General features: G+C 64.1%; 12 protein-coding genes. 6 read left to right on the top strand and 6 right to left on the bottom strand.

The window, feature by feature from the left end; all coding sequences use genetic code 11:
* Positions 1–185: 185 nt before the first annotated feature.
* The 3 genes from FOC40_RS08465 to FOC40_RS10890 all read left to right on the top strand — a co-directional run bounded on the left by FOC40_RS08465 (position 186) and on the right by FOC40_RS10890 (position 1,357).
* Positions 186–818 (top strand): sigma-70 family RNA polymerase sigma factor, encoded by a 633-nt coding sequence (locus tag FOC40_RS08465; RefSeq protein WP_003794631.1) that lies wholly within the window; start codon positions 186–188, stop codon positions 816–818.
* On the top strand, positions 815–1,114 hold the full coding sequence (locus tag FOC40_RS08460) for an anti-sigma factor RshA (protein ID WP_003794633.1): 300 nt from the start codon (positions 815–817) through the stop codon (positions 1,112–1,114). The genes FOC40_RS08465 and FOC40_RS08460 overlap by 4 nt, the downstream gene beginning before the upstream one ends.
* 168 nt (positions 1,115–1,282) lie before the next feature.
* Complete coding sequence (locus tag FOC40_RS10890; RefSeq protein ID WP_370465157.1) at positions 1,283–1,357, top strand: 50S ribosomal protein bL37; 75 nt, start codon at positions 1,283–1,285, stop codon at positions 1,355–1,357.
* Between the two features lie 487 nt (positions 1,358–1,844).
* On the opposite strand, the gene FOC40_RS08455 is transcribed toward FOC40_RS10890, so the two are convergent.
* Positions 1,845–2,453 (bottom strand): endonuclease domain-containing protein, encoded by a 609-nt coding sequence (locus tag FOC40_RS08455; protein WP_231125999.1) that lies wholly within the window; start codon positions 2,451–2,453, stop codon positions 1,845–1,847.
* A gap of 1,138 nt (positions 2,454–3,591) precedes the next feature.
* On the opposite strand from FOC40_RS08455, the gene FOC40_RS08450 reads away from it, so the two are divergent.
* Positions 3,592–4,476, top strand: a complete 885-nt coding sequence (locus FOC40_RS08450; RefSeq protein ID WP_003794641.1) for an alpha/beta hydrolase — start codon at positions 3,592–3,594, stop codon at positions 4,474–4,476.
* A 92-nt stretch (positions 4,477–4,568) separates the two neighbouring features.
* On the opposite strand, the gene FOC40_RS08445 is transcribed toward FOC40_RS08450, so the two are convergent.
* The 5 genes from FOC40_RS08445 to FOC40_RS08425 all read right to left on the bottom strand — a co-directional run bounded on the left by FOC40_RS08445 (position 4,569) and on the right by FOC40_RS08425 (position 12,350).
* Entirely contained in the window at positions 4,569–5,237 is a 669-nt protein-coding gene (locus FOC40_RS08445; protein ID WP_003794642.1) for a hypothetical protein, read from the bottom strand.
* A 615-nt stretch (positions 5,238–5,852) separates the two neighbouring features.
* Positions 5,853–6,626, bottom strand: coding sequence for a hypothetical protein (locus tag FOC40_RS08440; protein WP_003794649.1), 774 nt, complete (start codon positions 6,624–6,626; stop codon positions 5,853–5,855).
* A gap of 141 nt (positions 6,627–6,767) precedes the next feature.
* On the bottom strand, positions 6,768–7,367 hold the full coding sequence (locus FOC40_RS08435) for a hypothetical protein (RefSeq protein WP_003794651.1): 600 nt from the start codon (positions 7,365–7,367) through the stop codon (positions 6,768–6,770).
* 414 nt (positions 7,368–7,781) lie between these two features.
* Positions 7,782–8,384, bottom strand: a complete 603-nt coding sequence (locus FOC40_RS08430; protein WP_003794654.1) for a GDSL-type esterase/lipase family protein — start codon at positions 8,382–8,384, stop codon at positions 7,782–7,784.
* Between the two features lie 51 nt (positions 8,385–8,435).
* On the bottom strand, positions 8,436–12,350 hold the full coding sequence (locus tag FOC40_RS08425) for a multifunctional oxoglutarate decarboxylase/oxoglutarate dehydrogenase thiamine pyrophosphate-binding subunit/dihydrolipoyllysine-residue succinyltransferase subunit (protein WP_003794655.1): 3,915 nt from the start codon (positions 12,348–12,350) through the stop codon (positions 8,436–8,438).
* 266 nt (positions 12,351–12,616) lie between these two features.
* Here FOC40_RS08425 and FOC40_RS08420 point away from each other — a divergent pair, with 266 nt between their 5' ends.
* Positions 12,617–13,945 carry a hemolysin family protein gene (locus FOC40_RS08420; protein WP_003794656.1) on the top strand — a complete coding sequence of 443 codons (1,329 nt, stop codon included), beginning with the start codon at positions 12,617–12,619 and terminating at the stop codon, positions 13,943–13,945.
* Complete coding sequence (locus FOC40_RS08415; protein WP_003794659.1) at positions 13,942–14,976, top strand: hemolysin family protein; 1,035 nt, start codon at positions 13,942–13,944, stop codon at positions 14,974–14,976. The genes FOC40_RS08420 and FOC40_RS08415 overlap by 4 nt, the downstream gene beginning before the upstream one ends.
* Positions 14,977–15,009 lie beyond the last annotated feature (33 nt).

The raw sequence follows: 15,009 nt of genomic DNA, 5'->3' as shown, positions 1-15,009 counted from the left end.
GACACCTTTGCCCCTGGGGGAAGCCGAACGGCCTGCCCACTCCCAAACAACGGGATAAAAGTGGTGCAACGCACACTTGTTGAGGGTTATGGAATAAAGAGGGGGGTGAGGCGTTGCCCTCAGTATGACCGCCCATCGACCACTCCCATTCGCGCCGCACGCTTGCGCGACTACGCTGAGAGGCGATGGATACGACAACCCCCTCACCGACGCCGCAGGCACCCGAGCTTACCCCGGCCTCGTCCGCTCTGGATGGTGCCGAGCTCGAGGCGCGCTTCATGGACGAAGCGATGCCCCTCATGAACCAACTCTTCGGCGCGGCACTGGGCATGACCCGCAACCGCGCCGACGCGGAGGATCTGGTTCAGGAGACCTACCTCAAGGCCTACCAGAAGTTCCACCAGTATCAGCCTGGCACCAATATCAAGGCCTGGCTCTACCGGATCCTTACCAATACCTACATCACCAGCTACCGCAAGGCGCAGCGCTCGCCCAAGCGCGCCTCCAGCGACACCGTCGAGGATTGGCAGCTGGCCGACGCCGCCTCCCACTCAGAGGTTGGCCTCAAATCCGCGGAAGTCGAGGCGCTTGAGGCGCTGCCCTCCGCTCAGCTGCGTGACGCCCTCGATTCGCTCTCAGAGGAACACCGGATGGTTGTCCTCATGGCTGACGTTGAGGGTATGAGCTACAAGGAAATCGCCGAAGAACTAGGAGTTCCTATGGGGACCGTCATGAGCCGACTGAACCGGGCGCGCAAGAACCTGCGCTCCGTGCTGGCTGACGTCGCCGCGGAATACGGGATCGGAGCAACCAAGTGAACACTCACGTGACCTGCCAGGATGTCCTAGACGCCCTATACGAACTGATCGACTGCGAGGAATGTGACCGCCGCAGCGGCCTCATCGACGCCGGATCCGTGCCCGGCCCCGATGCGCGCGCCCGTGCCCTCATGATCAAGCACGTCGCCACCTGCGCGCACTGCACCGACGCCCTGGATGCGGAGCGCCACGTGCGCGCCCTCCTGCGCGGCTGCTACGAGTCCGAGCAGGCGTCCGATGCGCTGCGCGCCCGCGTCGTCGCATCAATCACCAGCGTGTCCGTCACCTGGCGCTAGGAGCGCTGCGACGACGCGTGATCGCGTCGCGGCGCGCGGGCAGACGAGCCTGGGGTTGCCACCCGTTTTTCGGTGACCTTCGTCGCCGCGAACGGCCTGTGCCTTGGTGGTTTGGGCCGATGTGTGCAAAAATGCTTCAGTCTAGACAACAAACCCAAGGAGAATGACATGTCGAAGCGGGGTCGTAAGCGTCGCGATCGTCGTAAGAACGGCGCGAACCACGGCAAGCGTCCTAACGCCTGAGCCGAATACGTTGCGCGCCCGGACCGGTTGGTCCGGGCGCGTTTTGTATGCGCGTTGTGTACGCGCGGCTGGTGAGGACCAGATGCGGCCGTGCGAGGCGCACGTGACGCAAGGGCGCGCGGGAGCGGGACCAGGCCTGCGCCGTGTCTGGGGCGTGCGGCGCTTGGTGGCGTGTCGTGTGCTGGGCGCAAATGATGAGTGGGGTGTGCCGTGTCTGGTGTGTGCGCTACTCCATTTGCGGCCCTGCATCTCAGTAAAACGGTGTGTGGGGCTTCCGTTCGCTGCAGATTGTGATCGCGCTGTGCACATGGGGATAGGTTGTTCGTGTGCTGGGCTGGTGTTGAGGACGCTCGTGGTGGCGTGAGGAGCCCGTCTATGGGGGCGCCAATCCACTGGCCTTCGTTCTGGATAGGAAACGCCGTTCTGGATAGGAACCACGCATCTGGATAGGTTATTAAGCTATCCAGAACGCGATAACCTATCCAGTTCACTGTTTCCTATCCAGAACATGAACTCGTTGTGGGGCACGTCCGATCCGGAAACGTCGATTTCGCCCATCGCAGCGCTCGGTGGGAGGGCTCCATAGAAGGCGATGATCGAGTGATGAGCTTGTACGCCCTAGCGCTCTCATGAGCCTCAACCGTAGACCCTCCCAGTCGTTGTAGTCCGGCCAGCTGACACGAATAACGTTCCATCCTGCATCGCGAAGATCCTGATCCCTGCGGATCCACTCCCGTTTTGCGCGCGCAAGATCGGATTGGTTGTCGCCTAGTTTCCCGATGCCGTCAAATTCAATGATGATTCGTAGATCTGCGATGACAATATCTGCGTAATAGTGACGACCCCGGACCTCAATGTGCACTTGAGTCAGTGACGGGAAAGGGCTGATCGAGCGCACAAGCCAAAGCAAGGCTGCTTCAGCAGGATTCTCGCATCCAGGATCAATCGCGCGAAGAATGGCGCATGCTCGACGGAGTCCTCGTTTTGTGGGGGAGCGTTCGAGGCGCTTGAGGAGCTCTACGCGGATTTCCTCTGCCCGTTCACGTGATTCCATCTGCTCAAACATTGAAAAGTTGCTCCACTGATGCAGTGCCATGCATCCGAGGGTGAAAGCCTCCAACGGCTCCTCTTGCTGAACGCAACGGATGAGTGCATCGTACGGGTGTTCCGTTTCCAATCCGTTAGTGCGTCTGCGTTCCTCAGAGAGTGGAGGGATGCTGGAACAGGTGACACCTGTTTCGGGTACTGTCGTTGAGCCGACCGAACACGCTGGAAGTCGGGAAGTGGATCGTCTTGTTGGCCTGTAGATGGTTATCTGTGGATTAGCGGACCATCCCTGAATTCCGTTGAGTAGAAGGCAACTACGTCCTACGTACAGTGCTTGGTGTTGTAGGGATGCATTCACTGCATGGATTCGGGCGAGGGCAACCGCGTTCCATATTTCCCAAGGAGTTGACTCGTCTGGATGCAGTGGGAGAGCAGCTGCAATGCCGCGCATGATGCGAACGGTGACGGGCGAATGCGCTTGGCTCTTTGGTGTCTGTAAGACATCGGTGACGACAACAGGTACCTGGTTCATGTATCCAGCTTTGAACAGAGCTTCGAGTTGGGGGTAGTCGAAAAGGACGGCCTGTGGATAACCAGGTCTCTCTTTATGCCCCTGTGCATAACGGCGAGGAGTGAGGTGTCGGGAGTCGCCTGTCAGGATGGGGGCGGAAGCGCGCGCGGAGAGCTGTTAGCGATGGGGTGTGTGAGGGGGACTGATATCTGAATGTACGTTGTTGGGGTGAGGAGCGTCCCGTAGAGATCAACGAGGAGAAGCCTCACGCACCATCTGGATAGGAAATGGAAATCTGGATAGGTTATTGCGTTCTGGATAGCTTAATAACCTATCCAGATAACTAGTTCCTATCCAGAACAACGTTTCCTATCCACAAGCCAACTCTACTATTTCCAGTGAACCGAATACGCGCGTGCGACACTTGAACGAGCATCCAGATATCGGCCGATCTGCTCGTGTCAGATCCTGATGCAACCGGGCGCCTCGATCTTCCGCGAGAAGTGCAGAAGCCTTCGACTTCGGCGTGGGCGACGCCGAGCTTATCCACCTGCGGTGGTGTTGCACTCGCGTCGCAGCGAGGAGCGAACCACTCTCGCAGCGTATCCTGGTACCTGTTGGCGCTCGGGCGCGTCCCGGTGCGCGCAGACTGATTCATCGATATGAAAGAGGCCCCATGTCCCTCCAGATGCGTCTTATTCACGCTCGCAAGGGGCTTACGCCTCCCGCACTGCACACTGAGGAAGCCGCGCGCGACATGGCGGCGGGTGCCCCACTGCAGCACCCCATGCCCGAACGTATGCGAGCGCGTTTCACGGCGACGTGCGATAAAGGCGTGACCCGCGTGTTCCCGAAGCAGGGCCTGCGCTCGGGTGGCGCTCTCATCTTCCTGCACGGCGGTGCTTACCTCTTCCCGCTGGTTGACGGCCAGTGGGGCATCGTTGAGGGCCTTATCGACCGCACAGGCCTGCCCGTCATCATTCCGGACTATCCGCTCGCCCCCGAGCACACCGCGGCCGAAGCGTTCGACTTCGTCCAGCCCATTATCGACGAGGTCCAGGCTGAGTTCGGCCGCGTCGTCATCTTTGGTGATTCGGCGGGCGGCGGTCTGGCGTTGTCCCTCGCCATGCAGCGTCGCGACGCGGGTAAACGTCAGGTGGATGGCCTCGTCCTGTATGCCCCGTGGGTCGACGTGACGATGACGAACCCGGCGATTGAGGACGTGCAGCACCGCGATAAGATCCTGCGCGCGCCCGGACTGGAGTGGGCGGGCCGCGCGTGGGCGGGCGACCTGGACCCCGCAGACTGGCGGGTCAGCCCCCTGTACGGTGACCCGGCGGGCCTGCCGCCGATGCGGATTTTCCAGGGCGACGCGGATATCTTGGGCCCCGACACGATCGAGTTCGCCCGCAAGGCGGCTCGCGCTGGCGTCGATGTGCGCCTGCGTGTGGAGCCGGATGGCTTCCACGTCTACGTGCTCTCAGTCCCCGTCATTCCCGAGGCCGAGGCCGCCCTCGACCACAGCGCGCGCTTTATCTCGGGGATTCTCACCCAGCCGTGAGCCGACCCGTTTCACGCCCCGTTTCACGGCCTCGCTGATCGAGGGCAAGATGCCGCCGATGTGTACGTGCGTCGGAGTGACGGCGTGCCTCGTCAATCCAGCCTTGCTTGATCGATGATCCACGAGTAGTAGTAGACGTCAAGTGTCATCGAAGTTGTCCCTGGATTCTTGATGCAAGCACTGTACAGGACTTCGTCGACGCGTCGGTCATCGAGAAATACACGGCTATCGATGACTGTCTGACGGGTGGTTCCGTCGGCCAGGGTCATGATGAAGTGATAGTCAGCTACGGACATGGTTCGGTAGCGTCCATGTGGTTCTCGGCGCGAAACAATTTCGCGTGTGCACGATGAGACGGTCACAGTCTGCGGACCGGTGAAGAGATCGAAGACGACACGCGTCCCGTAACCTAGAGCGTTGTAGGCGCTTGGAATCAGAATAAGCACCGGTATCACGAGGGCTGTGGCTCGTTTGTGCAAGCCCATGACAGTGCCAGCTCTCTCGCGCTTGTCGAACCATTGAAACAAGTAGGTAATGGCGGCGATGCATGCGAGCATGATGAGAAACGCTGTGCCGTAGGAGAAAGTCAGCCAGCGGAACCGAGAGGGGCCATGAGGGGAAATTGTGTCTGCCAAATGGGCCAAACCATACAAGATGAGAGTGAGGACGATCCAGAACGCTGTCCCATAGCGCTTCTGCTCTTTCGTCAGCGAACTTGTTGGGGATTGGGGTGTGGTAGACGTGTTCTTACGCTTGCTCATGGGGGTGCTTCAATGGGTACGGCGGGTAGCGGTGCTCAGTCGCGTTCTTTGCGGTGCCGACGTGGCCTATGCGAGTCTCGTATAGCGAAACCGATTGAATAATAGATGGCACATCCAATGATCCCGCTCAGGATGATAGCCGCGCAGATGGGGATGATGACGGGAACGGCGATGGGTGACATGCGTGCGAATTGGATGATCATCCAGCACACAATTGCGGTGAGGCTCCCCGCCGCTACCGCGATGGCAGTGCGCGAGATCTGGGGTTCATCAACGGAGGGTTGATCGGGGGAGAGAGGTGCTTCGTTGCTCATAAGAACCGTTTCAGCTGGGACGGAGATGGACGAGGCTGTTTATTCCGTGTCACTGCCCACCTGCATAGGTAGCGTGGTGTGGATTGAAGGCGGGGAGTTCTTCGGTGGTGGTGTCTCAGTGGTGCCGTGTGGCGTCGTGACGACGAGGCTCGGGCTGGGCGGGTGCACCCACCTCGTCGGTGAAAACACGCAGCATCCTACTCAACCCGCGCGTCGACGATGATCCAGCTGTGGCGATAGACCTCAAGTGTCAGAGGTGAGGCCCCCTTCTTGTCAGCGCACGCTTTTGTTTCTGGGATTCTCACGAGCCGCTGACCTGCACGCCCGTCAGAATCCACGTGCGCGGGTAGTAGGACACCGTCATCGTTTGAGTGCGCTCGCGGTGCTCGCAGGCGTTGTACAGCTCCGTCGCTAGGTCCCCACGCGTCTCGATGTCGTCGATGCTCTCTGAGATGAACGTCGTCGTATGCGTGAGCCCGCCTTCGAAGTTGATCGAGAAGTTGTCCCTGTAGACCGATGAGTGAGAAAACATGGATCGGGGGGCGTCGTACTGGAAATACATGCATGACGTGACGGTCTTCGGCTGAGGGCCGTCCGCGAGATCCATCGCGGCGGGCAGACCAAAGTAGAGCGACACACCCGCGATGAGGAGACCCACCATGCCGAAGTAGAGGGGGCCGCTCATGTCGCGCGGCCGCTGAGGGGTGCTGCTCGATGGATACGCTGGCTGTGCTTGGCGTCGAAGAATGGAAGCAAAAGGAAAACAGGACAACGCTAAAACAAGCCCCGCCGCGCTCTCGGCGAGCCTCAACATGAGGAGTGGCGTCCCGTACTCGAAGAGGTCGCGGAGGAAATAGACGGCGCAGCCCAGGAGGATGGTGGCCAGCGAGATGATGACGAACTTGAGGCTTTGTCTGCGCTGCTGGTGATTGGCCACGGTCGTGGGTGAGACCCGCTGATAGGACAGGCTGGCGGGATCGGTGCCGTAGCCGCCGTACTGCGTCGTCCCGTAGTTGGGAGCGCCGTACTGCGTCGGGCCGTCGCTGGAGGGTGGGAGAGGATACTGGTTGCTCATGGTCTTCCGGACGTAATCGGCTGCTGACGAGGTCGGCGCATTCGGGCGCATCCTCTGAGCTGAGTGCGTGCGAGCGCGAGGACGCCTGACTGATAGGTGTTGATGAGTCGGCAGGGGCATTCGTTCATGGACAGGTACTCGCTAGACGAGGCGCGCGTCAGCGATGATCTGCGTGCGCGGATACAGGTCGAGGACCAGCTTCTTCGATGAGGGGCGCAACTCGCATCCTTTGTAGAGGGTGCCGGAGATGCCCGATGCCGACTGCAACTCATCCCGTTTTTCTGTTTCGATGACAAGGACGAGCGTGCTCTTGTCGTTGAGTGTTATGTTGAATTCGTTCCTATAGCTGCTCGGGCTGGTGTTTGTTGGTGAGCTCTTCACCGGACGTTGGTACAACCAGCACGAGGAGACTGTTGTGGCGTGGGGTCCTTCGATGAGGTCGCGTGCTGCCGGCACTGCGTTGCTGATTGAGATGACTGCGGCGGCAAGTCCGACGAGGCAGATGAGGGTATACCCGGACGCCCGAGTTTCGGCCGACTCATTCTCGCCTTCTGTGAACAAGATGCGCGTGTAGCGCACCGTGGCGGGAATGAAGGGAATGCACAAACCCGCGGCTGCGAGCCCGAACAGGCATGCGGCGAACTGCCATTGAAGTGTGGCAGTACCAAAATCGTTGGCTTGAGCAATTCCGATGCTGGTGAAGAACAGTACTGCGATTACGCTCGCTAGACCCGCGAACACGTGGGTGGGTATCGGGAGAGTGAAGGCCTTCGTGGACTTATCCTCTGGTGTGGAACTGTCCTGTGGGTCTGTGCCTGTTGACGTCGCGTGAGGCCGTGCAGCGGTCGGCGACGATGAACGATCGCGCTGCGCAGCGGCTGAGGGGGAGGCGGCGCGGGGTGCAGGCGCCGTCGGCTCGCTGTCCGCATGCGCCTCGGAGATGTGCGGGGGCAGAGTCTCGACGGGTTTCTCATCCCCGGTGCGAGGGGTGGGAACTCCGTATGGGAACGCAGGGTCAGACCCTTCTGCGGAGGGTTCAACGGGCACCGGCCCGTTTCGTGGCACCCGGTGCGCAGCCTCCACGTTCTCCTCGGGCAGCGCGGGTTCCGACCCGGTGGGCGGTGCGTACGGATTATTACTGCGCATGCCGGGATACTACACGTCCGCCGGGGTCGCTCCCGTCCACTCGTACCAGCCCTGGTGTTGGACGATCCACGCCATGAGGGCGTACCCAGCCTGGCTGGGCAGGGTTTGCCCGTCCGCGCCTCGCGCCAGGGAGGCGGCCATGTCTTCGAACCACTGGTCATGCGCGACCAGCGGCGTGTAGCAGTCGACGAAGGGGATGCCTCGGCGCGCGCACACTTCGGAGCACGAGGAGGACAGAGCCTTCAGCGACCCGGAGTCCACGCCAGCCAGCGGCGGGGGACCCACGACGAAGCTGGGGATGCCCAGCGCGGTCGCCCGGTCGGTGATGTTAGCCAGGTTCAGGCGGGAGCGGGCCGTCGAAATGCCGGCTGCGACGTCGCCAGGGCCCACACCGATGACGAGGCCGTGGGGCTCCCCCTCGGCCAGGCGCGGCAGCACCTCGGCCTCCCAGCGCGCGGCCATCTGCTTCGTCGTCTCTGAGGGTACGGCTAGGGTCAGGAACGTGGCAGGCAGATCGAAGGTGGAGTGCGCGTTGACGCGACCGACCCAGCCCAGGCCTCGGGGGTCGCCGACGCCCGCGACGAGCTCGTCTCCGATGAAGCAGATCCGCATGGTGTTCCTTTCCGGTGCCTCCCGCGCCCCCGGTGGGAGCGCCGGCCCTCGTTAGCCTTCGAAGGCCTGCGCAACAAGGGTAGCTGCTTGCTCCTTGTGAAGCGAGGCACGTCCCGCTGCGGTTGTTGCCGACTCGGGGCGAGAGACCACGCGAACCGGGCGTCCCAGCGACGGGAACAGGTTGAGCGCCAGGTGCGGCCACGCGCCCTGGTTGCGCGGCTCGTCCTGCACCCAGGACACCGACGCATTCGGGTACTGGGCCAGGGTCTCGGTAACCTCGGCCTCGGGCAGCGGGTAGAGCTGCTCCAAGCGGATGATCGCCGTCGACGTGTCGCCGCGGTGCTCGCGCTCCTTAATGAGGTCGTAGTACAGGCGGCCCGAGCACAGCAGGACGCGCGTCACCAACGACGGATTGGTGATCGAGGAGTCACCGATGACGGGCTGGAAGGCGCCCGAGGTGAACTCGTCGAGGTGCGAGGAGGCGGCCGACAGGCGCAGCAGCTGCTTGGGCGTGAACGCGATGAGTGGCTTGCGCGGGCGCTTGTAGGCCTGCGTGCGCAGCATGTGGAAGTAGTTCGCCGGCGTGGAGGGCTGAACGATCCACATGTTTTCCTGGGCGGCTAGCTGCAGGTAGCGCTCGATGCGCGCGCTCGAGTGGTCGGGTCCCTGACCCTCGTAGCCGTGGGGGAGGAGCATGACGAGCGAGGAACGCTGTCCCCACTTCTGCTCGGCCGAGCACACGAACTCGTCGATGACCGTCTGGGCGCCGTTCGCGAAGTCGCCGAACTGGGCCTCCCAGATCGTCAGGGTCTCGGGGCTTTCCAGCGAGTAGCCGTAGTCGAAGGCCAGCACGCCGTACTCGCTCAGAGGGGAGTTCCACACGTCGAAACGCGCCTGGTTCTCGGTGAGGAAACGCAGCGGCGTGAACTCTCGGCCGTCGTTCGCGTCGTGCAGGATCGCGTGACGCTGGACGAAGGTCGCGCGGCCCACGTCCTCGCCGGACAGGCGCACGCCAGTGCCCTCCATGAGGAGCGTGCCGAAGGCCAGGAGCTCCGCAAAACCCCAGTCGATGGGCTTGTTGCCCAGCGCCATCTCGAGGCGGCGCTCGCACAGCTGACGCAGCTTCGGGTGGGGTTCGAAGCCCTCCGGGAAGCGCGTGTGCGCGCGGCCGATGCGGCGTAGCTGCTTGGCGGGGGCAGCCGACGTCCAGCCGATCATCATGCCGATGCCGGGCATCTGGGACTCCGGCATGGTCCATTCTTCGTCGGGGGATTCCCCGGCCTCGCCCACCCCGGCGGTGAGGGCAGGGTCGTGCGTGCGGCTGCCCGGGTTGATCTCGGACACCGAGGAGGCGCCGCCCGCGCGGGTCTCCTCGAGGATACGCCCGAGTTCCGCCTCGTACTGGGCGATCGACTGGCGGGCCTCGTCCTCGGTGAGCTGGCCGCGACCCACGAGGCCGCGGATGTACACCGCGCGCGTGGAGGGGATGCGGTCGATGAGGGAGTACATGACGGGCTGGGTCATCGACGGGTCGTCGCCCTCGTTGTGGCCGCGGCGTCGGTAGCACACCATGTCGATGATGACGTCCTTGTGGAAGGCGTTGCGGTACTCGAAGGCCAGGTGCGCGCAGCGGATGACGGCCTCGGGGTCGTCCGCGTTCACGTGCAGGATCGGGACCTGCAGGCCCTTGGCCAGGTCCGTCGCGTAGCCGGTGGAACGGCCCTGTGTCGGGCCCGTCGTGAAGCCGATCTGGTTGTTGACGATGATGTGGATCGTGCCGCCGGTCTTGTATCCTTCGAGCTGGGAGAGGTTGAAGGTCTCCTGGACGACTCCCTGGCCGATAAAGGCCGCGTCGCCGTGGATGAGGATCGGGATGATCGGCAGGTCCGGGTCGCCAAGGTGCTCCTGCTTGGCGCGCACGATGCCCTCCAGGACGCCGTCGGCGGCCTCCAGGTGCGAGGGGTTGGCGGCCATGTAGACCTTCGTGGCCAGGCCGTCGTCAAGGGAGTACACGCCCCACGTGCCCAGGTGGTACTTGACGTCGCCCGATCCCTGGACGGAGTTGGGCATGTAGTTCCCCTCGAACTCGTCGAAGATCTGCGCATACGACTTGCCCGCGATGTTGGCCAGGACGTTGAGGCGCCCGCGGTGCGCCATACCGATGGCGACCTCGTGGATGCCGGTGCGCGCCGAGTCGGCGAGGATGTGGTCGAGCAGCGGGATCAGTGACTCGCCGCCCTCGAGGGAGAAACGCTTCTGGCCCATGAACTTCGTCTGGAGGAACTCCTCAAAGGCCTCGGCGCGGATGAGGGTGCCCAGGATGTGGCGCTGCGCGTCGGGGGAGGGGGCCTCGTACGGGCGCTCAATGCGCTTCTGGACCCATGCACGCTGCTCAGGATCCTGAATATGCATGTACTCGATGCCAACCGTGCGCGTGTAGGTGTCGTGCAGGCGCGTGAGGATGTCGCGCAGCAGCATCTGGTCCGAGTCGCCGAATCCGCCGGTGGGGAAGGGGCGATCCAGGTCCCACACGCTCAGGCCGTAGGATGACAGATCGAGGTCGGGGTGACGACGCACGCGGTAGGCCAGCGGGTCGGTGTCGGCGGCGAGGTGGCCACGCGAACGGTAGGCGTGGATGAGTTCCGCGATGCGCGCGGGCTTGCCCTTTTCGTGGTTCGGATCATAGTCGTAGTCCGCTTCCCACGCGTAGGGGCGCGCGGGGACGTGCATCGAGGTGAAGACGCGCTCGTAGAAGCCGTCGCGGCCCGAGAGCTTGGCGTCCACGAGGGCCAGGAGGCGACCCGATGCCGCGCCCTGGATGATGCGGTGGTCGTAGGTGGAGGAGAAGAACATCGTCTTGCCGATGCCGAGGGCGGCCAGGCGCTTGGGGGAGACGCCGCGGAATTCCGCCGGGTAGTCGGTGGCGCCCACGCCGATGATGAGGCCCTGGCCGACCATGAGGCGCGGCACGGAGGTGGTGGTGCCCAGCGTGCCCGGGTTCGTCAGCGTGACGGAGGCACCCTGGAAGTCGGTGGTCGTCAACGTCGCCGTGCGGGCACGCGCAACGAGGTCCTGGTAGGCGTCGACGAACTCGGCGAAAGTCAGGGTGTCGGCGTCGTGGATGACGGGGACCTTCAGGGAGTGGTTGCCCTGCGCGTCGGCCACGTCGATGGCCAGGCCGAAGCCGATGTGCGCGAGCTGCTCGACGGCGGGCTTGCCGCCCTCGATCGTGTAGCGCACATTCAGGTCGGGCATCTCACACAGAGCCTCCACCAGGGCGTAGCCGATGAGGTGCGTGAAGGAGACCTTGCCGCCGACGGTGCGCGCCAGGTGCGCGTTGATGAGGGCTCGGTTTTCGATGAGGAGCTTGGCCGGGATCTGGCGCTGGGAGGTGGCCGTGGGGATGGAGAGCGAGGCCTCCATGTGCTTGGCGGTCGCGCGCGCCGCGGACTTGAGGATGTGGAGCTCGTCGTGCGAGGGGGCGTCCTGGAAGAGCGTGAAGGCTGCGCGTCCGTGCTGCTGGCGCGTGTAGGGGCTGGTGGCCTCGGCGACGGCGGCGGGCGGGGCGGGCGGCAGGTCGGAACGCGTCACGGAGACGACGTGTGCGTGCTCGGTGGCGGCCGCCTCGGGCGCATCGTCTTCGATGTCGAGGGTCGGCGGGGTCACCGAGACGGGGGCAACGGGGTCAACGGGGACTGCGGCTTTGACCGACGAGGCCGGGGCCGGCTCCGGGGTTGAGGGAGCGCCCTCGGGGATGTCGGGACGCTTGGCGCGCAGCTGCGGGGGAGCGGACTCGGTGGAGAAATAGGCGCGCCAGGAGGGATCCAGGAGCTGTGGATCGCGCTCGTAGAGGTCTCGCATCTTCGCGATGTACCACTGCGGATCGGGCTGGGAAGCGGTGGGAGTGGGCACGTATTCCTCCGTAAGTGTCGCGCCGCGCGCATGGGCGAAATCCCGCGCGGCCATACCTCCACAATTCTACCGCCGCGTGATCGTCTTCACGAAACCTGGTACACCTTTGGCGTGTACTTCAAGGGCCTTTGGTCCGTTGAAGAATGATTGTTGGCACATGGCCCGCGGTGTGTGGAAATGCGCGCTGGGGGAGGCGGGCTGGGCCGCTAGACTGTAACCATCATGGACTGCGACACTGCCGGCTCTATGGCCGCTCTTTCTCACCCCCTGTCCGCGCGCGTACCCGCGACCCGCCCCGGCCTCGTCGAGGGGGCCACGCGATGACGACCGTCCTCATGCTTCTGCTCGGCGTCGTCCTGACCGCCGGTACCTTCATCTTTGTCTCCGCCGAGTTTTCGCTTGTTGCGGTCGACCAAGCCGTCCTCGACAAGAAGGCCGAGGAAGGGGATCGTGGGGCCGCCTCCGTCCTTCGCGCCACCCGCACGCTGTCGACCCAGCTGTCGGGCGCGCAGGTGGGCATCACGCTCACCACGATCCTGCTCGGCTACACGACGCAGAGCGTGCTGGCCGACCTGCTGGAGGACCTGCTCGGATCGGTCGGCCTCGCCTGGGGGCTTGCGACCGGCATCGCGGCATTCGTGGCCGCCGCGTTCGTCAACGTTTTCTCGATGCTCTTCGGTGAGCTCGTCCCCAAGAACCTCGCCCTGGCACACCCCCTGGCGACCGCCGTGCGCGTCGTCCCCTTCCAGATGGCCTTCACCGCGATTGCCCGCCCCGTCATCTGGGTGCTGGGCGGGACCGCGAATTGGGTCCTCGCCCGCATGGGCATCGAGCCCCAGGAGGAGATCTCCTCGGCGCGCTCCGCCTCCGAGCTGGCCGCCCTCGTCGAGCACTCCGTCGAAGAAGGCACCTTCGACATGTCCACGGCCGACCTCTTCGTCAACACGATCCGCATGTCCACCCTGAGCGCCGCCGACGTGATGACCGACCGCGGCCGCCTGCACACCCTCAGCGAGGGCGATAGCGCCCAGGACGTGCTCGACCTGGCCCGCGAAACCGGACACTCCCGATTCCCTGTCATTGGCGACGACTCCGACGACATCCTCGGCCTGGTGTCGCTGCGCCGCGCGGTCGCCGTGCCCGCCGATCGTCGCGCCGAGGTCCCCGTGATTTCGTCGTCTCTCATGACCGACGCGCCGTCGGTTCCCGAGACCGCGCCGATCGGTCCCCTCATGGTCCAGTTGCGTGACGAGGGCCTGCAGATGGCCGTCGTCGTCGACGAGTACGGCGGCGTGTCGGGCATCGTCACCCTTGAGGACGTCGTCGAGGAGATCGTCGGCGAGGTCTCCGACGAGCACGACCAGCGTCGCCTCGGCATCCGCCCGCGCCCCGACGGGACTTTTCTTGTTCCCGGCACGCTGCGCCCCGACGAGCTTGCGCGCCGCACGGACATCAACCTGCCCGAGGACGGCCCCTACGACACGATCGGCGGCCTCGTCATGAACGAGCTGGGCGAGATTCCGGTCGTTGGATCGCGCGTGAACGTGGACGGCATCGGCATCGAGGTCACCCAGATGCAGGGGCGTCGCGTCGCCCAGGTGGCGATCACGCCCGCTCCCGAGGCTGAGAATGAGGAGGTGTCACTGTGAGCGTGGGAGTTGGTCTCGCGATCACCGTGGCCCTGCTGGCCGTCAACGCTTTCTTCGTTGCCGGCGAGTTCGCCGTCACCTCGACGCGTCGCTCGCAGGTCGAGCCTCTCGCCGACGAAGGTGCGCGCGGCGCGGCCGCTGCGCTGTACGCACTGCAGCACGTGTCCCTCATGTTGGCGATCTGCCAGCTGGGCGTGACGGTCGCGTCCACGACCCTGGGCGTCGTCGCGGAGCCCGCGATCGCGCATCTCGTCGAGTCGCCGCTCGGGCGCCTGGGCGCGCCCGAGGCGACCAGCCACGTCGTCGGCTTCGCCGCCGCCCTCGTCATCGTTCTCTTCTGCCACGTCGTCTTCGGCGAAATGGTCCCGAAGAACATCTCGATCGCCGCCCCCGTGCGCATGCTGCTGATCCTGGCTCCTGTCCTCGTGCGCCTGGGCCACGTCCTGCGCCCGATCATCGAGGCCATGGACCGCTTTGCGAACTGGTTCGTGCGCCTGGCCGGTTACGAGCCGCGCTCGGAAATCTCGGCCTCCTACACGATCGAGGAGGTCGCCTCGATCGTCGTCGCCTCGCAGGAGGAGGGCGTGCTGACCGACGAGTTGGGCCTGCTCAGCGGCACCCTGGAATTCTCCGAGGAGACGGCCGGGACCGCGATGGTCCCCCTCGACAAGCTCATCGTCCTGCCCGAGGGTGCCACCCCGGCCGACGTGGAAGAACAGGTCGCCCATACGGGCTACTCGCGCTTCCCGATCGCCGGCGAAGACGGCTCCATCGTCGGCTACGTGCACCTCAAGGACGTCCTGTATGCCACCGGTGAGGATCGCGAGCAGCCGATCACCCCGTGGCGAATCCGACGCCTCGAGGCCGTGTCTGCCGACGACCAGGTCGAAGACGCGCTGCGCCACATGCAGCGCACCGGCGCGCACTGCGCCCTCGTGCGCGATGCGGGAGCAATCGTCGGCATCCTCTTCCTCGAAGACATCCTCGAATTACTGGTCGGCGAAGTCCGAGACGTTCTCCAGCGCTCGTGACGAGCCGCGATCCGCAAGGTACATTAGATCGAG

Origin of the sequence: Schaalia odontolytica, assembly GCF_009730335.1 — a bacterium.
Taxonomy (GTDB): Bacteria; Actinomycetota; Actinomycetes; order Actinomycetales; family Actinomycetaceae; genus Pauljensenia; species Pauljensenia dentiphila.
Note: the sequence above shows the minus strand (reverse complement) of the source record. Positions and strands in the feature narration are given on the sequence as shown.